Below are 17,190 nucleotides of genomic sequence, written 5' to 3'. Positions count from 1 at the left end.
GAGCAGGATCACGGCGTGCCCCCGCCTTCAGCCAGGACCGTCGACACCGACCTCCTCATCATCGGAGCGGGCCCGACCGGCCTGTACGCCGCCTACTACGCCGGCTTCCGCGGCCTGCGCATCGCCGTGGTCGACTCGCTGCCCGAACTGGGCGGCCAGATCACCGCGATGTACCCGGAGAAGCAGATCCTCGACGTCGCGGGCTTCCCCTCGGTGCGGGGACGCGAGCTCGTCGAGGGGCTGGTCGAGCAGGCCGCGAAGGCCGAGCCCGTCTACCTCCTCGACCGGACGGCGGCGAGCCTCACCGAGGACGAGGACGGCGTCACGGTCGGGCTCGACGACGGTACGACGGTGCGCGCGAAGGTCGTCCTGATCACCGCGGGCATCGGCAAGTTCAGCCCGCGAGCGCTGCCCGCGGGCGACGGCTGGCTGGGGCGCGGCCTGGAGTTCTTCGTCCCGAGCTTCCAGCCGTACGTCGGCAAGGACGTCGTCATCGTCGGCGGCGGCGACAGCGCGTTCGACTGGGCGCTGCACCTCGAGCCGGTCGCCGCGTCGATCACCCTGGTGCACCGCCGCGACGCGTTCCGTGCCCACGCCGGCACCGTCGACGCGGTGAAGGCATCGCCCAAGGTCGAGATCGTGACCCGGGCCGAGGTCGCGGCGATCCGCGGCAACGGCACCGTGGAGTCCGTCGAGCTCACCGTCGACGGCGAGACCGTCACCCGCCCCGCGCAGGCGATCGTCGCCGCGCTCGGCTTCATCGCCGACCTGGGGCCCATCCAGCAGTGGGGCATCGAGGTGCAGAAGCGACACGTCGTCGTGGACTCCTCGATGCGCACGAACCTGTCGCGCGTCTTCGCGGCCGGTGACATCACCGAGTATCCCGGCAAGGTCCGGCTGATCGCGGTCGGCTTCGGCGAGGCGGCGACCGCCGTCAACAACGCCGCGGTCGTGATCGACCCGAGCGCGCACGTGTTCCCCGGTCACTCCAGTGAAGGAAGCTGAGGCACCGCATGAAGATCAAGATCGACTTCGACCTCTGTGAGTCCAACGCCCTGTGCGAGGCGATGGCTCCCGACGTGTTCGAGCTGGACGACGACGACTTCCTCCAGCTCAAGACCGAGCAGACCACCCCCGAGAACATCGATGCCGTGAAGCGTGCCGTGGCCGCGTGCCCGCGCGCCGCGATCTCGCTGGAGGACTGACGTGGTGAGCACCTCTCTCGACGGCAGGGTCGCGATCGTGACCGGGGCCGGCGCCGGTCTCGGGCGCGCCGAGGCCCTTGCCCTCTCCGGCGCCGGCGCCCGCGTCGTGCTCAACGACCTGCCCGGCGGGGCCGACGGCACCGCGGAGGAGATCCGGGCGCGCGGCGGCGAGGTCAGGATCGTCACCGGGGACGTGGGTGAGCGGGCGACTGCCGACGCCATGCTGACCGCGGCCGTCGACGGCTTCGGCCGCCTCGACGTCGTTGTCAACAACGCCGGCATCACCCGGGACCGGATGCTCTTCAACATGAGCGACGAGGAGTGGGACCAGATCATCCACATCCACCTCCGCGGCCACTTCCTGCTCTCGCGCAACGCCGCGGCCTACTGGCGGGCCCGGGCCAAGGAGTCCGGACCGGTCGGCGCGAGCGTCGTCAACACCGCCTCCGAGGCGTTCCTCTCCGGCCCGCCCGGGCAGGCCAACTACGGTGCGGCGAAGGCCGGCATCGCCGCCCTGACGGTCTCGACCGCGCGGGCGATGGCCAGCTCCGGCGTACGCGCCAACGCGATCTGCCCGCGCGCCCGGACGGCGATGACCGCCCAGGTCTTCGGCGAGGACGCGTCCGGCCTCGAGGTCGACCCGTACTCACCCGAGCACGTCGCCCCCGTCGTCGCCTACCTCGCCTCGGACGCCGCTGAGCGGATCACCGGCCAGGTCTTCGTCGTGTACGGCGGGATGGTCGCCCTGATCGCTCCGCCGGTCGTGGAGGAGCGCTTCGACAGGTCGGACAGCCTCTGGACCGCCGAGGACCTCGACAAGCAGCTCGGTGGCTACTTCACCGATCGCGACCCCTCCGTCGGCTTCGCGGCCGACTCCATCATGAAGCTCGAGGCCTGACGGTGCCCGAGCCTGTCGAGACCCCAGGAGCCGGGACATGAACCGCTTGGACGGCAAGGTCGCCATCGTCACCGGCGGCGCGCAGGGCCAGGGTGAGGCGATCTCGCGGCAGTTCGTCGCCGAGGGCGCCCGGGTCGTCATCGCCGACATCGCGAAGGAGGCGGGTCAGGCGCTCGCCGACGACCTGGGGGCGACCGCGCACTTCGCCGACCACGACGTCAGCGACTCCGCCTCGTGGGCTCGGGTCGTGGAGGACGCCAACGAGCGCTTCGGCGCGGTCAACGTGCTGGCCAACAACGCGGGCATTCTGCGCTTCGGCGACATCGAGCGGCAGCCCGCCGAGGAGGTCGAGCTGATCTGGCGGATCAACCAGCTCGGCTGCTTCCTGGGCATGCAGGCCGTCACCCGCACGATGCGCAAGAACGGTGGCGGCTCGATCATCAACGCGTCCTCCGTCGAGGGCCTGGCGGGCATGGCCGGCTGCACGGCGTACGCCGCCACCAAGTGGGCGATCCGCGGCATGACCAAGTGCGCCGCGATGGAGCTCGGACCCAAGGGCATCCGGGTCAACTCGATCCACCCCGGCATGATCGACACCCCGATGACCCGGGTGCACGGCGGCGACGCGGCCATGGAGTTCGGCGCCTCCCGCGTGCCGCTGCGCCGGGTCGGCCACCCCGCGGACATCGCCCCGCTCTACGTCTTCCTCGCCAGCAACGAGTCGTCGTACATCAACGGCGCCGAGATCTCGATCGACGGAGGCGTGACCGCGACCCACGCCTTCGGCGGCTAGGTTGCGGGCATGGCGAATCAGCGCGGTCAGGTCGTGATGTCGGACGACGAGGTCTCCGAGTTCCTGCGACAGCAGCGGTCCTCGACCCTCGGCACGTACGGCGCCCAGGGCCAGATCCACCTGGTCGGCATGTGGTACGGCGTCCTGGACGGACAGATCTGGTTCGAGACCAAGACGAAGGCACAGAAGACCGTCAACCTGCGCCGCGACCCGCGGTGCTCGTTCCTGGTCGAGGCCGGGCACACCTACGACCAGCTGCGCGGCGTCGCGATCGAGGGGCAGGGCGTCGTCGTCGAGGACGAGGACGTGGTCTGGGACGTGTGCGTCAACATCTTCGAGCGCTACAACGCGCCGTACACCGAGGAGATGCGGCCGATCGTCGAGTTCATGGCCAAGAACCGCGCGGCCATCCGCCTCGACGTCGACCGGGTCCGCTCCTGGGACCACCGCAAGCTCGGGCTGCCGGCGATGGACCTCGGCGGCTCGACCGCGCCCTTCATCTAGGTCGGGGTGCGCCGGCGCGCTCGCGTCTGCTTGGTTTGACCTCGTGACTCGTGTGGTGGATGCCGACTACCTCGTGGTCGGCGCAGGGGCGACCGGCATGGCGTTCACGGACGCCCTGATCGACCACGCCGACGTCCGGGTGGCGCTGGTCGACCGACGCTACGGCGTGGGTGGGCACTGGCTCGCGGCGTACCCGTTCGTGCGCCTGCACCAGTCGTCGACGTTCTACGGCGTCGCGTCGACCGTGCTCGGCGGCGGCCGGATCCAGAGCACCGGGCCCGAGGCCGGGCTGCACGAGCGTGCCGACCAGCCCAAGATCACCAGCTACTACAGCGACCTGCTCGCCGACCGCATGGTCGGGTCGGGCCGCGTCGAGCTCTTCGCTGGATGCGACTACCTGGGGGAGCGCACCTTCGTCTCGCGCGTCTCGGGTCAGCGGTACGAGGTCGCGGAGCGCTGCCGGATCGTCGACGCCCGCTACCTGGCGCCCGACATCCCCGCGGAGTCCGAGCCGCGGTTCGGCGTCGGTGACGGCGTCCGCGTGATCCCGGTCAACGAGGTCGTCAGCCTCGAGGAGGCCCCGAGCCAGTACGTCGTGGTCGGATCGGGCAAGACCGCGACCGACGCCTGCATCTGGCTCCTCGCCCGCGGCGTGGACCCCGACGCGATCTGCTGGGTGCGACCGCGCGAGCCGTGGATGCTCAACCGGGCCCTGATCCAGCCGGATCCCGCGATCTACCTCGGCATGTTCGCCGACCTGGTGCAGGCGGCCGGCGCCGCACCGTCGCTGCCCGACCTCTTCCTCCGCCTGGAGGAGCTCGGCATCATGCACCGGATCGATCGCTCGGTCACCCCGACGATGGCCAAGGCGCCGACGCTCGGCACCTGGGAGCTCGAGCAGCTGCGCACGATCCAGCACGTCGTACGCCTCGGCCACATCGCGTCCGTGCGCCGTGGCCGGCTGGACCTCGCCGAGGGCTCGGTCGCCATCGCCGATGACGCCGTCGTCGTCGACTGCGCCGCCGACGGGCTCAAGCGGCTGCCGCGGATCCCGATCTGGGGACCGGACGTCATCACGCCCCAGCCGGTCCGCGCCGGGTTCCCGTGCTTCGGGGCCGCGCTGACCGGGTACGTCGAGGCGACCCGCGACGACGACACGGACAAGAACCGGCTGTGCCAGCCCTCGTCGTACGGCAACAGCCTGGCCGACTGGGCCCGGATGAACGTCCTGGGCGCGCGCAGCTCCGCCGCCTTCGGCGCCGAGCCCGACGTCAAGGCCTGGTCCGACAGCGTGGCGCTCAACCCGGCGCGGATCCCGCCGGGCTACGCCGTCACGCCCGCCCTCGACGACGCGCTCAGCCGCCTGCAGCGGAGTCTGCCCGCCGGGATCGCCCGCCTCGACGAGCTGAGTCGGACGACGCCGTCGGTGCCCTGACCCTCGACCCAAGTGGATGAAGTCGATCGACTTGCTACGGTAAGGCTATGGCTGACCACCTGCACCTCGCCGTCGCCCTCACCGACACCGGGTGGCACCCCGCGTCCTGGCGCGAGGTCGGCGCCCGCCCGCAGGACCTCTTCACCGCCGGCTACTGGGTCGACCTGGTCCGCGAGGCCGAGCGCGGCCTCGCCGACTTCGTCACGATCGAGGACGGTCTGCGCCTGCAGTCCGACCACCCCTGGGTGGCCGACGACCGGACGGACCGCGTGCGCGGCCGCCTGGACGCCACGCTGGTGGCGGCGCGGGTCGGGCCGGCGACCACCGGGATCGGCCTGGTGCCGACGGTGGTCGTCAACCACACCGAGCCCTTCCACGCCTCCAAGGCGATCGCGACCCTCGACTACGTCTCGTCGGGACGCGGCGGGGTCCGGGTGCAGCTCGACGGCGGCGCCGCGACCGCCGGCCACTTCGGCCGTCGGGAGACCTCCTTCGGTGCCGCCGACCTGCACGACCTCGACAGCCCCGAGGTGCAGGCCCGGATCGCCGAGGCCTTCGACGAGGCCGGCGAGTACGTCGAGGTGCTCCGCCGCCTGTGGGACTCGTGGGAGGACGACGCCGAGATCCGCGACGTCGCCAGCGGCCGCTTCGTGGACCGAGCGAGGCTGCACCACATCGACTTCGAGGGTCGGTGGTTCTCGGTCAAGGGGCCCTCGATCACGCCGCGCCCGCCCCAGGGTCAGCCGCTCGTCACCAGCCTGGGTCACGCCGACATCCCGTACCGCCTGATCGCGCGCTCGACCGACGTCGGGTTCGTGACGCCGCGCAACGCCGAGCAGGCGCGCGGGATCGTCGGACACGTCCGGGCGGAGCAGGAGGCGGCGGGCCGTGCCGACGAGACCGTGCACGTCTTCGGCGACGTCCTGGTCGTCCTCGACGACACCCACGCCGCCGCGCAGGCCCGTCGGCGCCGGCTGGACGAGGTGGCGCCGTACGAGAGCGACGCCCTGGTCTTCGCCGGCACGCCGCTCGAGCTGGCCGACCTGCTGGAGGTCTGGGCGGCCGCGGGGCTGACCGGCTTCCGCTTGCGGCCCGCGGTCCTCCCGCACGACCTGAGCCAGGTCGTCGACGGGCTGGTGCCCGAGCTGCAGCGTCGCGGGCTCTTCCGCACGGCGTACGACGCCGGCACGCTGCGCGGACTGCTCGGCCTGGGCCGGCCCGTCAACCGCTACGCGACGGTCTGAGGAGCGAGCACGTCCGTGACGACCACCGAGCGCCGCAAGCAGGTGCACCTCGCCGCCCACTTCCCGGGCGTCAACAACACCACGGTGTGGAGCGACCCGGCCGGCGGCAGCCACATCGAGTTCGAGTCCTTCCGGCACTTCGCGCGGACCGCAGAGCGCGGCAGGTTCGACTTCCTCTTCCTGGCCGAGGGGCTGCGGCTGCGCGAGCAGGGCGGTGAGATCTACGACCTCGACGTCGTCGGCCGGCCCGACACGTTCAGCGTGCTCGCCGCGCTCGCCGGGGTGACCGAGCACCTCGGGCTGACCGGCACGATCGGCTCCACCTTCAACGAGCCGTACGAGGTCGCCCGCCAGTTCGCGACGCTCGACCACCTCTCCGGCGGTCGCGCGGGCTGGAACGTCGTCACCAGCTGGGACGCGTTCACCGGCCAGAACTTCCGCCGCGGCGGCTACCTGCGGCAGGACGAGCGGTACGAGCGGGCCAGGACCTTCCTGCAGACGGCCACGGAGCTGTGGGACTCCTGGCGCGCCGGCGACGTGCTCGCCGACCAGGCGAGCGGGGAGTTCCTCGCGCGGCCCGACGCGGGATCCTTCGAGCACCGTGACTCCCAGTTCGACGTGCGCGGTCGCTTCAACGTGCCGCGGTCGCCGCAGGGTCGACCGGTGATCTTCCAGGCGGGCGACTCCGACGAGGGGCGCGACTTCGCCGCCGCCCGGGCGGACGCGATCTTCAGCCGGCACGCGCAGTATGACGAGGGCCGCGCGTTCTACGCCGACGTGAAGGGCCGGCTCGCCGGGTTCGGGCGCGCCCGTGACGAGCTGCTCATCCTCCCGGCGGCTACCTTCGTGCTCGGCGACACCGACGAGGAGGCCGCCGTCCGCGCCCAGGAGGTGCGCCTGCAGCAGGTGTCACCGGCGACCGCCATCAAGTTCCTGGAGCAGCTGTGGAACACCGACCTGTCCGGCCACGACCCCGACGGACCGCTGCCCGGCTTCGATCCCGTCGAGTCCGACGTCGACGACCTCTACTCCCAGGGTCGGGCCAGCGTGCGGATGCACCGGGACCGGGTGCACACCGCCCAGGAGTGGCGTGCCCGCGCCGAGGCCGGCGGCCTCAGCACCCGTGAGCTGATCGTCGAGGTCACGGGACGGCAGACCTTCATCGGCTCGGCGCGCACGATCGCCGAGACGATCACCAGGCACGTGCAGGACGACGCCAGCGACGGCTTCATCCTGGTCCCGCACATCACCCCCGGCGGCCTCGACCGGTTCGTCGACCAGGTCGTGCCGATCCTGCAGGAGATGGGCGTCTACCGCACGGAGTACGACGGCACCACGCTGCGTGACAACCTCGGCCTGCGCCATCTCGACCACGAGCCGGCCGGAGCGGCGCGGTGACCGCCCTCTCGGTCCTCGACCTGGTGCCGATCTCGTCGGGGTCGACCGCCGCCGACGCGCTGCGGAGCTCCATCGACCTCGCGCAGCGCACCGAGCGTCTGGGCTACACCCGCTACTGGTTCGCCGAGCACCACCTCAACCCGGGCGTCGCAGGCACGTCACCGGCCGTGGTCCTCGCGCTGACGGCGGCGGCCACCTCGACGATCCGGCTCGGGTCCGGGGCCGTCCAGCTCGGCCACCGCACCGCGCTGTCGACCGTGGAGGAGTTCGGGCTGCTCGACGCGCTCCACCCCGGACGGTTCGACCTCGGCCTGGGCCGCACGGGCGGCGGCCCGGCCACCGTGCTCGACGTACCGTCGCGCGTGGTCGACGGACGCGCCGAGAACGGGCTGCTCATCCCGCCCAAGTTCGACGTCCGCCCGCTGCTCGGCTCGCCGCGCTTCCTGCTGCAGAAGGCGCTGCTGCTCCTGCCCGGGGCGCAGCCGCCGGTCTACACCGAGCAGGTCGACGACGTCCTCGCCCTCATCGCCGGCACCTACACCTCGGCCGAGGGCGAGGAGGTGCACGTCGTGCCCGGTGAGGGCGCCGAGCTCGACGTCTGGATCCTGGGCAGCAGCGCGGGGGAGTCCGCCCAGGTCGCCGGTGCCCGCGGGCTCCGGTTCGCCGCCAACTACCACGTCAGCCCGGCCACGGTGCTCGAGGCGGTCGACGCCTACCGCGCCGCCTTCCGGCCCTCCGCGACCCTGGCCGCGCCGTACGTCGCCGTGAGCGCCGACGTGGTCGTCGCCGAGGACGAGGCGACCGCTCGCGAGCTGGCCACCGGCTACGGGCTGTGGGTGCGCAGCATCCGGACCGCCGAGGGCGCGATCGAGTTCCCCACGCCCGAGGAGGCCCGGCAGTTCGCCTGGACCCAGGCCGACCGGGCGCTGGTCCAGGACCGGATCGACACCCGCTTCGTCGGCACGGCGGCGCAGGTCGCCGACCAGCTCGAGCTGCTCCGCGACGCCACCGGCGCCGACGAGCTCGTCCTGACGACGATCACCCACGACCACGTCGACCGGGTCCGCTCCTACGAGCTGATCGCGGCGGAGTGGGCGCGGCGGCGGAGCTGAGTCAGTCGCTGAGTCAGTCGCGGAGCAGGAGCCTGACCGCGACCTCGATCTGCTGACCGGTCTCGGCGGCGGTGGAGCGGCCGGTGACCCAGCCGACGAGGGCGGAGAGCCAGACGTCGCCGATCACGCGGGCGATGGCGACATCCTCCTCGGTGAGCTGGTCGTGGCCCTCGGGATACATCGCCTTGGTCAGCATGGTGGTGAGCAGCATGCCGACCTGGTGGATCTCGGCGGCGACGGTGCCGTCGGCGAACATGAAGGCGCGGGTGAGCGCCTCGGTGAGCTGCGGGTCGCTCTGCATGCCGCGGGTGGTCCGCTTGAGCGAGTTGATGACGCGGTCGGCGGCGGTGTCGCCGTCGGAGGGACGATCGCGCAGCGCGGCCTCGGAGCGCTCGAACTCGCGCTGGAGCGCCGAGACCAGCAGGTGGATCTTCGAGGGGAAGTAGCGGTACAGCGTGCCCAGGGCGACATCGGCCTGCTCGGCGACGCCGCGCATCTGGACGGCGTCGAAGCCGCCCTGCGAGGCGAGCGCGATGGTGGCGTCGAGGATCCGCTTGCGGCGGTCGCGTTGCGCGGCGGAGCCGAGGTCTTCGACAGCCAGCGAGTTGGCGCTGCTCACAGGGACTCCCGTGCGGTTGGTGTTCGGGGACGACGTGGGGCCCGCTGAGTCTAGAGAACCCCCGACAGTCCCGTTGAGTACGACCACTAGGCTATCAATTCATGGTCTAAAATAGGAACACGTTCCACTTTGGCTGGCACCGCGTGTCATCGCACCCCGGCCACCGCCCCCGGCACCCGTCGGGGCACCGAGCACGAGAAAGGGTGCGGATGCGAGTCGCACTGCTGTCCTATCGGAGCAAGCCGCACTGCGGGGGACAGGGCATCTACATCCGTCACCTCAGTCGCGAGCTGGTCAACCTCGGGCACTCCGTCGAGGTCTTCTCCGGGCAGCCCTACCCGGACCTCGATCCCGGCGTGGAGCTGACCAAGCTGCCGAGCCTGGACCTCTACCGCGAGCCCGATCCCTTCCGGCTGCCGACGCTCAAGGAGTTCCGCGACCGGATCGACGTCGAGGAGTTCGCCACCATGTGCGCGGCGGGCTTCCCCGAGCCCAAGACGTTCAGCCTGCGCGCCGTACGCGAGCTCAAGGGCCGCGTCGACGACTTCGACATCGTCCACGACAACCAGGTCCTCGGCTACGGGATGCTGGAGATCGAGAAGCTCGGCCTGCCGCTGCTGACGACGCTGCACCACCCGATCAGCTACGACCGCCGCATCGACATCGCGTCCACCAGGAACCCGTGGCGCAAGTTCACCCTGAGTCGCTGGTACGGCTTCGTGAAGATGCAGGCCCGGGTGGCTCGTCAGGCCCGCAAGATCCTCACCCCGTCCGAGACCTCCAAGCGCGACATCGCGAAGGACTTCGGCGTCGACCCGGAGCGGATGCAGGTCATCCTGCTCGGTGTCGACGACGCCTTCGTGCCGCCGACCACGCCCCGCGTGCCGGGCCGGATCATGGCGATGGCCAGCGCCGACGCCCCGATGAAGGGCATCGCGACGCTGCTCGAGGCCTTCGCCAAGCTGCGCACGGAGCGCGACCTGGAGCTGCTCCTCGTCACCAAGCCCAAGGAGGGCGGGCGCACCGAGAAGCTCATCGACAAGCTCTCGATCGGCGACTCCGTCCGCTTCGTGCACGGCATCAGCGACGCCGAGCTGGTCGAGCTGATGGGCTCCGCCGAGCTGGCCTGCGTGCCGTCGCTCTACGAGGGCTTCTCGCTGCCGACCGCGGAGCTGATGGCCTGCGCCACGCCGCTGGTCGTCTCCGACGCCGGAGCGATCCCCGAGGTCGTCGGCCCCGACGGGCTCTGCGCCGACCTGGTCACCCCCGGTGACGTCGGCGAGCTCGAGGCCGCGATCGCGAAGATGCTCGACGACCCCGAGCGCCGGGCCCGCTACGGTGCCGCCGGCCGCAAGCGCGTCGAGGAGCTGTTCAGCTGGCGGGCGGTGGCCGCCAAGGTCGCCATCGCGTACGAGGAAGTCATCGCCGACTACGAGCGTGAGCGCTCGACGAGCTCGACCACCGAGGAGATGTAGTGCTGACCGTTGATTTCGACCGGCTGGGCCTGCTGCCCGGCGACCGGGTCCTCGACATGGGCGCCGGTGGCGGACGCCACGCCTTCGAGATGTACCGGCGCGGAGCCGACGTCGTCGCCTTCGACATGGACGCCGACGAGCTGGCCAACGTGCTCGAGGTCTTCGGTGCGATGAAGGAGCAGGGCGAGGTGCCCCTCGGTGCCGCCGCCGACATCAAGCAGGGTGACGCGCTGCAGCTGCCCTTCGCCGACGGCGAGTTCGACCGGATCGTCGCCGCCGAGGTGCTCGAGCACATCCACGCCGACGTCGACGCCATCAAGGAGCTGGTGCGGGTGCTGCGCCCCGGTGGCACCCTCGCGGTCTCGGTGCCGCGCTGGCTGCCCGAGGTGATCAACTGGAAGCTGTCCGCGGACTACCACAACGCTCCCGGCGGCCACATCCGGATCTACACCGACCACGAGCTGATCGACAAGGTCACCAAGGCCGGCAGGTTCAACGACGGCGAGCCCGGCGACGCGATGATCTTCGAGGGCAAGGACTACGCCCACGGCCTGCACGCGCCGTACTGGTGGATCAAGTGCGCCGTCGGGGTGACGAACGACGACCACGTCCTGGCGCGCAGCTATCACAAGCTCCTGGTGTGGGAGATCATGAAGCAGCCCAAGGCGCTCGAGTACGCCGGCAAGGTCCTCGACCCGCTGATCGGCAAGAGCATGGTCCTCTACTTCCGCAAGCCCAACGTGGCATGACCGACCCCCTCGCGCAGCTCCCGTACGTCGAGGGCATCCTCACCGCCGAGCAGGTGGCCGCCACCGCGGCGTCGATCGTCTCCATGCAGGAGCCGTGCGGCGCCGTGCCGTGGAGCGTCGGCGAGCACGTCGACATGTGGAACCACGTCGAGGCCGCGATGGCGATGCTCGTCGGCGGCCAGGCCGAGGCCGCCGAGCGCGCCTACGCCTGGATGCCCTCGATGCAGCGCGAGGACGGCTCCTTCCCGACCAAGATGGTCAACGGCGAGGTCGAGGACGACCGCGGCGACGTCAACATGACGGCGTACCTCGCCGTGGGGATCTGGCACCACTGGCTCGTCCGCCGCGACATCGCCTTCGTGCGCACGTACTGGCCGAGCGTCCGGGCGGCGCTCGACTGGGTCGTGTCGCAGCAGCTGCCGTGGGGCGGCATCAACTACACCCCGACCGAGGACTTCGCGCTGCTCACGGGCTCGGCCTCGATCTACCAGTCGCTGCGGGCCGGGGTCGCGCTCGCCGACCTGCTCGACGACCCCCAGCCCGAGTGGGAGCTGGTGGGCGGCCGGCTCGGGCACGCCGTACGCGAGCACCGCGACCTCTTCGCCGACAAGTCGGCCCACTCGATGGACTGGTACTACCCGGTCCTGGGCGGCGCGGTCCGCGGACGGGCCGCCTTCGAGCTGCTGGAGAGCCGTTGGGACGACTTCGTGCGGCCCGGTCTCGGGATCCTCTGCGTCGACACCAACCCGTGGGTGACCGGTGCCGAGACCTGTGAGCTCGCGATGGCGCTCGACACCATCGGCGACCACCGTCGCGCGCTCGCGCTGATCAAGGACATGCAGCACCTGCGCGAGGACGACGGGCGGTACTGGACCGGCTGGGTCTACGGCGACGAGGCCGAGGCCGGCGGCGAGCCCCGCAACGTCTACTGGCCGGTGGAGTACACGACGTACACCGCCGCAGCGGTCATCCTCGCCATCGACGCCCTCGGTGAGGTCGCCGGGCACAGCACCGCCGGCTCCGGCATCATGCGCGGCACGTCGCTGGCGCCGCACTTCGCGGAGCTCGGCCTGGAGTGCGGCTGCCCGTCAGCCGACGGGGTCTCCAGCGTCCCCGGCCGTACGTCGTAGCACCCGCATCGATCCCAGCGCCTCGACCTCGGTGAAGGCGCCGCTGCCGAGCGCGCGCAGGAAGACGTGGTACGGCGGCTGCCCGCCGTCGGCGGGGTCCGGGAAGACGTCGTGGATGACCAGCAGCCCGCCGGCCATCAGCCAGTGCGCCCAGCCGGAGTAGTCGTTCTGCGCGTGCTCCTCCGCGTGCCCGCCGTCGATGAAGAGCAGCGACAGGGGCGTGCGCCAGTACGCCGCGACCGTCGTGCTCGCGCCGATGACCGCGACGACCTGGTCCTCCAGCCCGGCCAGCGCGATGTTGCGCCGGAAGACCGGGAGGGTGTCCATCAGGCCCAGCTCGTCGTCGACCAGCGTGGCGTCGTGGTGCTCCCAGCCGGCCTGGTTCTCCTCCGAGCCGCGGTGGTGGTCGACGGTGAAGAGCGTCCCGCCCACCTCGCGGGCGGCGGCTCCGATGTAGATCGCGGACTTGCCGCAGTAGGTGCCGACCTCGAGTGCCGGCCCCTGGGGGAGCCGCTCGCGGGCGTGGCGGTGCAGCAGCAGGCCCTCGTCCTCCGGCATGAAGCCCTTGGCGGCGAGCGCGTGGTCGATCCAGTCCGTGGTCACGGCCGCACTCTAGTAGGATTGGAACACGTTCTAGTTCCGAGGTGGGGGCCGCATGTCGATCGGGATCTCCGACGAGCACGTCGAGCTGGCCGCGAGCCTGCGCAAGTGGGCGGCCGACCTGGATGGCCGGGCGCTCGCACGGGCGGTCGAGGCTGACGCCGACGCCACCTTCGCCGTGGCCCGGGAGGCCGGACAGGAGATGGGGATCGCGACCATCGCGCTGCCCGAGGCGGCCGGCGGCGGCGGTGGCACGGTGCTCGACCTGGCCGTCGCGCTCGAGGCCTGCGCCCACGAGCTCGTGCCGGGACCGCTGCTCGGACCCGCGGTCGCCTCGCTGGTGCTGCCGGACCTGTCGCCGGACCTGTCGCCGGACGCTGTCGTCGGGATCGGGCTCACCGACGTCGTCTGGGACCTGCCCTCGGCCACCCACCTCCTGCTCGCCGACGCCGCCGGCTCCTGGTCGGTCTACCCACGAGACGCGGTCGAGGCGACCTCGTCGGTGGGCCTCGACCTGAGCCGGCGGTACGGCGCCGTCCGGGTGGTCGACGCCGCGGCGGGCGTCCCGGTCCCCGGGCTGACGACCGAGCTGCTGCGGCGTACGACGATCACGCTGGCCGCCGCCGAGGCGGCCGGCGTCGCGCGCTGGTGCCTGGCGACGGCGGTCGAGTACGCCAAGGTGCGCGAGCAGTTCGGCCAGAAGATCGGCGCCTTCCAGGCGATCAAGCACCTGTGCGCGGAGATGCTGGAGACCGCGGAGGCGGTGACCGCCGCCGCGTGGGACGTCGCCGGAGCGGCCGACGCCGCGCACGCCCACGGTGCCGGTGATGCCGGTGTCGCCGACCAGGAGCAGTGGTCCTTCGCGGCCGACGTCGCCGTCGCGGTCGCCTTCGACGGTGCGGTCGACGTCGCGAAGTCGTGCATCCAGGTGCTCGGCGGGATCGGCTTCACCTTCGAGCACGACGCCCACCTCTACCTGCGCCGCGCGCTCGCGCTGCGGGCGCTCGTCGGCGAGAGCGACGAGGCCGCCGGTCGGCTGACGGCGTACGCCGTCGACGGGGTGCGCCGTCGGGTCCACCTCGACCTCGACGGCCGCGACGAGCCGATCCGCGAGGAGATCCGGGCGACGGTGTCCCGGATCGCGGCGCTGCCGGCCGAGGAGCGACGTGCCGCGTTCGTCGAGACCGGCTACCTGACGCCGCACTGGCCAGCACCCGACGGGCTGGGCGCGGACGCGGTCACCCAGGTCGTGATCGACCAGGAGCTCGCGCGCGCCGGCCTGACGCGACCCGACATCGTGATCGCCGGGTGGGCGGTGCCGACCATCCTCGAGCACGGCACGGAGGAGCAGCGGGAGCGGTTCGTCCGGCCGTCGCTGCTGGGCGAGCTGACCTGGTGCCAGCTCTTCTCGGAGCCCGGCGCCGGCTCCGACCTCGCGTCGCTGCGGACCAGGGCCACGAAGGTCGACGGCGGCTGGCAGCTGTCGGGCCAGAAGGTGTGGAACTCCGTCGCCGAGCGCGCCGACTGGGGCATCTGCCTGGCGCGGACCAACCCCGACGTCCCGAAGCACCGGGGCATCACCTACTTCCTCGTCGACATGCGCAACAGCCCCGGCATCGACGTGCGGCCGCTGCGCGAGATCACCGGCAAGGCGCTCTTCAACGAGGTCTTCCTGGACGACGTCTACGTGCCCGACGAGATGGTGGTCGGCGCGGTCGACGACGGCTGGAAGCTCGCGCGCACCACCCTCGCCAACGAGCGCGTCGCGATGGCCGGTGCGCGGCTCTCGCAGAGCACCGAGCGGGCGATCACGCTGGTCTCCGGTGGGGCGACCGCGTCGCAGCGGGTCGCCGTCGGGCACTCGATCGCGCTGGCGACGGTGTGCTCGCTGCTCGCGGTGCGCTCCACGCTGCGCTCCCTCGCGGGCCAGGGGCCCGGCGCGGAGTCGAGCGTGGCCAAGCTGCTCGGCGTACGCAACCGTCAGGACGGGGCCGAGCTGGTCGTGTCGCTGCACGGCGACGCCGTACTCCTGGACGCGTCGGACGACGTGCGCGCCGACCTGTGGGAGATGCTCAACACCCGGTGCCTGTCGATCGCGGGCGGTACGACGCAGATCCTGCGCAACGTGGCGGGGGAGCGGATCCTCGGGCTGCCCCGCTAGGACTCAGACGTCCAGGGTCAGCCGGACCTCCACCGTGTCGCCCACGTCGACCTCCTCGGCGCGGCGCACGGCGAGCTTGAGCGGCACGATGTAGCCGCCGTCCTTGGGCCACAACGACGTGGTCCAGGTCGAGCCCCCGAGCCGGACCGTCACCGGGACCATGCCCCAGCCGTAGGTCACCGCGGCCGCGACCTCCTCGATCAGCGCCGCGGCGTCCTCGGGGACGCTCACGAAGTGGTGCGGCGCCGGCCCTCGCCAGAACCACACCTCGCCGGTGAGCTCGAGCTCCATAACGCCACCCTAGTTGGCAGTTCCCGGCATCATGGGCACGTGCCATCCCGGTCCGAGCGCTCACGTCAGCGCCGCGCCGCCCGCGAGATCGAACGCGCGCTGGCCGAGCTCGACCGGCTGGACCGCGAGCACGGTCTCGGGACGATGCCCGGCCCGTCGGTACGCCGTACCGCCCGTGACGGCCGGGGGTCGAAGGGCTGGCTGTCGCTGATGGTGGCGTCGGCGGTGCTGCTGGGGATCGCCTTCTTCGCCCCGACCGCCGAGATGCAGGACCTGCGCCGCCTGGTCGGTCTGGATGGTGACCGGGTGGCGGTCCCGGACGGTGACGGCAGCTACGCCTTCCTGCAGACCCAGCCGCAGACCCAGGAGCCGGTCGGCTACGACCCGTGCCGGACGATCGAGGTGGAGGTCAACCCCGACGGTGCGCCGAAGGGCTACTCCCGGCTCGTCGACACGGGTATCTCGCACACCGCAGGCGCCACCGGGCTGAGCTTCGAGCGGGTCGGGACCACGGACCGGCGGCCGTCGAGGTCGACGTCCGGCCAGCGACAGCCGGTGCTGATCGCCTGGGCCGACGCCCGGGAGGTGCCCGAGCTCAAGGGGGACGTCGCCGGGATCGGTGGGAGCACGGCCGTCGAGGTCGGCTTCCGGGACCGGGAGTACGTCACGGGCGAGATCGTGCTCGACACCAAGGTCTTCGACGAACTCGGCTCGCGGAGCAAGGACGCCCAGGCGATCGTCGACCACGAGTTCGGGCACCTCGTCGGCCTGGACCACGTCGACGACCGGGGCGAGCTGATGTATCCGGAGAACAGCGGGCGCACGACGTACGGTCCCGGCGACCTCGAGGGCCTCGCCAAGCTCGGCAACCTGCCCTGCTAGTCGCCCGGTCGGGGTCGGACTGTGACCCCGCGCCTAGGATCCGGACGTGGATGACGCGCGCCTGCTGACCAGGAGCTGTACGACGGGCTGGCTGGCGCTGACCCACGGCGAGCTCTGGTTGACCGACACGGCGCTGGTCCGGATCCCCTTGTCGCCCGAGCGGACGCCCGGACGACCGCGGGGCGAGCGCAAGCGCGGCTTCGACCCCACCGTCCGGGTCGTCAAGCCGGTCCCGGCGCCGCCCGAGCTCGCGCCCGACCAGGCGCGCGCGGGCGACCGGCACCACAGGTACGTCCCTCTCGACGGCGTCCGGTCCGCCCGGCTCCACCACGGCCGGCTCTCCGACCGGCTCGCGATCTCGATGCGGACCGGCGAGAGGCACAAGCTCCTCTGGCTGAGCGCCGACCCGGCGTACGGCGTGCTCCGCACGGCCCTCGCGGCATCGCTCGGTGACCGGTTCGCGCTCGACTGACTCTCGCTACTCGTAGCCCGTGGTCGAGCAGCGAGCGTGAGCGCGCTTCGTCGAGACCCGGCTCCCCGCCCGCTCCGGTGGTCGGGCGGCGAGCGCCAGCGAGCGTCGTCGAGACCCCCTGCCGTAGCCGCCCACGCTCAGAACCGACGATCCGCAGGCCGCGGTCGGCTTTCCGGGGTTTCGAGGCTCGGGCCTGGCGGCCCTCGCACCTCAACCACCGGG

The 17,190-nt window shown here is 71.9% G+C and carries 18 protein-coding genes; 15 read left to right on the top strand and 3 right to left on the bottom strand.

Annotated elements, in window-relative coordinates:
- Positions 1-15: 15 nt before the first annotated feature.
- The 9 genes from N542_RS0113970 to N542_RS0113930 are packed head-to-tail and all read left to right on the top strand — an operon-like array spanning position 16 to position 8,589.
- Positions 16-1,005, top strand: a complete 990-nt coding sequence (locus tag N542_RS0113970) for an NAD(P)/FAD-dependent oxidoreductase (protein ID WP_028644452.1) — start codon at positions 16-18, stop codon at positions 1,003-1,005.
- An 8-nt stretch (positions 1,006-1,013) separates the two neighbouring features.
- Positions 1,014-1,205, top strand: coding sequence for a ferredoxin (locus tag N542_RS0113965; protein ID WP_028644451.1), 192 nt, complete (start codon positions 1,014-1,016; stop codon positions 1,203-1,205).
- Between the two features lie 4 nt (positions 1,206-1,209).
- The gene (locus tag N542_RS0113960) at positions 1,210-2,103 is read left to right on the top strand and encodes a 3-oxoacyl-ACP reductase (RefSeq protein WP_028644450.1); all 894 of its coding nucleotides are present in this window, start codon (positions 1,210-1,212) and stop codon (positions 2,101-2,103) included.
- Between the two features lie 37 nt (positions 2,104-2,140).
- Positions 2,141-2,896, top strand: a complete 756-nt coding sequence (locus N542_RS0113955) for an SDR family NAD(P)-dependent oxidoreductase (RefSeq protein ID WP_028644449.1) — start codon at positions 2,141-2,143, stop codon at positions 2,894-2,896.
- A gap of 9 nt (positions 2,897-2,905) precedes the next feature.
- Positions 2,906-3,400 (top strand): pyridoxamine 5'-phosphate oxidase family protein, encoded by a 495-nt coding sequence (locus tag N542_RS0113950; RefSeq protein ID WP_028644448.1) that lies wholly within the window; start codon positions 2,906-2,908, stop codon positions 3,398-3,400.
- Between the two features lie 43 nt (positions 3,401-3,443).
- Complete coding sequence (locus N542_RS0113945; protein WP_028644447.1) at positions 3,444-4,835, top strand: NAD(P)-binding protein; 1,392 nt, start codon at positions 3,444-3,446, stop codon at positions 4,833-4,835.
- 47 nt (positions 4,836-4,882) lie between these two features.
- Positions 4,883-6,079 carry an LLM class flavin-dependent oxidoreductase gene (locus N542_RS0113940; RefSeq protein WP_028644446.1) on the top strand — a complete coding sequence of 399 codons (1,197 nt, stop codon included), beginning with the start codon at positions 4,883-4,885 and terminating at the stop codon, positions 6,077-6,079.
- A 15-nt stretch (positions 6,080-6,094) separates the two neighbouring features.
- Entirely contained in the window at positions 6,095-7,477 is a 1,383-nt protein-coding gene (locus N542_RS0113935) for an NtaA/DmoA family FMN-dependent monooxygenase (protein WP_028644445.1), read from the top strand.
- Complete coding sequence (locus tag N542_RS0113930) at positions 7,474-8,589, top strand: LLM class flavin-dependent oxidoreductase (protein ID WP_028644444.1); 1,116 nt, start codon at positions 7,474-7,476, stop codon at positions 8,587-8,589. Before N542_RS0113935 ends, N542_RS0113930 begins: the two co-directional genes overlap by 4 nt.
- 13 nt (positions 8,590-8,602) lie before the next feature.
- Here N542_RS0113930 and N542_RS0113925 read toward each other — a convergent pair whose 3' ends face one another.
- Complete coding sequence (locus N542_RS0113925; RefSeq protein WP_028644443.1) at positions 8,603-9,208, bottom strand: TetR family transcriptional regulator; 606 nt, start codon at positions 9,206-9,208, stop codon at positions 8,603-8,605.
- 209 nt (positions 9,209-9,417) lie between these two features.
- Between N542_RS0113925 and N542_RS0113920 the strand changes: the two genes are divergently transcribed.
- From N542_RS0113920 to N542_RS0113910, 3 genes are read left to right on the top strand one after another with little or no spacing between them, the layout of a single operon-like run.
- Positions 9,418-10,683 carry a glycosyltransferase family 4 protein gene (locus N542_RS0113920; RefSeq protein WP_028644442.1) on the top strand — a complete coding sequence of 422 codons (1,266 nt, stop codon included), beginning with the start codon at positions 9,418-9,420 and terminating at the stop codon, positions 10,681-10,683.
- A complete protein-coding gene (locus N542_RS0113915; RefSeq protein WP_028644441.1) occupies positions 10,683-11,432 on the top strand; it encodes a class I SAM-dependent methyltransferase in 750 nt (249 codons plus the stop codon). Before N542_RS0113920 ends, N542_RS0113915 begins: the two co-directional genes overlap by 1 nt.
- On the top strand, positions 11,429-12,562 hold the full coding sequence (locus N542_RS0113910) for a prenyltransferase (RefSeq protein ID WP_028644440.1): 1,134 nt from the start codon (positions 11,429-11,431) through the stop codon (positions 12,560-12,562). The genes N542_RS0113915 and N542_RS0113910 overlap by 4 nt, the downstream gene beginning before the upstream one ends.
- Here N542_RS0113910 and N542_RS0113905 read toward each other — a convergent pair.
- Positions 12,521-13,165 carry a class I SAM-dependent methyltransferase gene (locus N542_RS0113905; protein ID WP_028644439.1) on the bottom strand — a complete coding sequence of 215 codons (645 nt, stop codon included), beginning with the start codon at positions 13,163-13,165 and terminating at the stop codon, positions 12,521-12,523. The genes N542_RS0113910 and N542_RS0113905 overlap by 42 nt on opposite strands.
- A 52-nt stretch (positions 13,166-13,217) precedes the next feature.
- On the opposite strand from N542_RS0113905, the gene N542_RS0113900 reads away from it, so the two are divergent.
- Positions 13,218-15,323: an acyl-CoA dehydrogenase family protein gene (locus tag N542_RS0113900; RefSeq protein ID WP_036507785.1), complete on the top strand. Its 2,106-nt coding sequence runs from the start codon at positions 13,218-13,220 to the stop codon at positions 15,321-15,323.
- 3 nt (positions 15,324-15,326) lie between these two features.
- Here the strand turns inward: N542_RS0113900 and N542_RS0113895 are convergent, their stop codons facing one another.
- Positions 15,327-15,614 carry a DUF1905 domain-containing protein gene (locus tag N542_RS0113895; protein WP_028644437.1) on the bottom strand — a complete coding sequence of 96 codons (288 nt, stop codon included), beginning with the start codon at positions 15,612-15,614 and terminating at the stop codon, positions 15,327-15,329.
- Between the two features lie 39 nt (positions 15,615-15,653).
- Here N542_RS0113895 and N542_RS26715 point away from each other — a divergent pair, with 39 nt between their 5' ends.
- Together N542_RS26715 and N542_RS0113885 are read left to right on the top strand one after the other, a co-directional pair.
- The gene (locus tag N542_RS26715) at positions 15,654-16,496 is read left to right on the top strand and encodes a matrixin family metalloprotease (RefSeq protein WP_051551770.1); all 843 of its coding nucleotides are present in this window, start codon (positions 15,654-15,656) and stop codon (positions 16,494-16,496) included.
- Positions 16,497-16,542: 46 nt separating this feature from the next.
- Positions 16,543-16,968, top strand: coding sequence for a hypothetical protein (locus tag N542_RS0113885; RefSeq protein WP_028644436.1), 426 nt, complete (start codon positions 16,543-16,545; stop codon positions 16,966-16,968).
- Positions 16,969-17,190: the final 222 nt, after the last annotated feature.

It is taken from the genome of Nocardioides sp. URHA0020, from assembly GCF_000620705.1.
GTDB lineage: Bacteria > Actinomycetota > Actinomycetes > Propionibacteriales > Nocardioidaceae > Nocardioides.
This window is presented reverse-complemented; position numbering and strand designations above follow the sequence as displayed.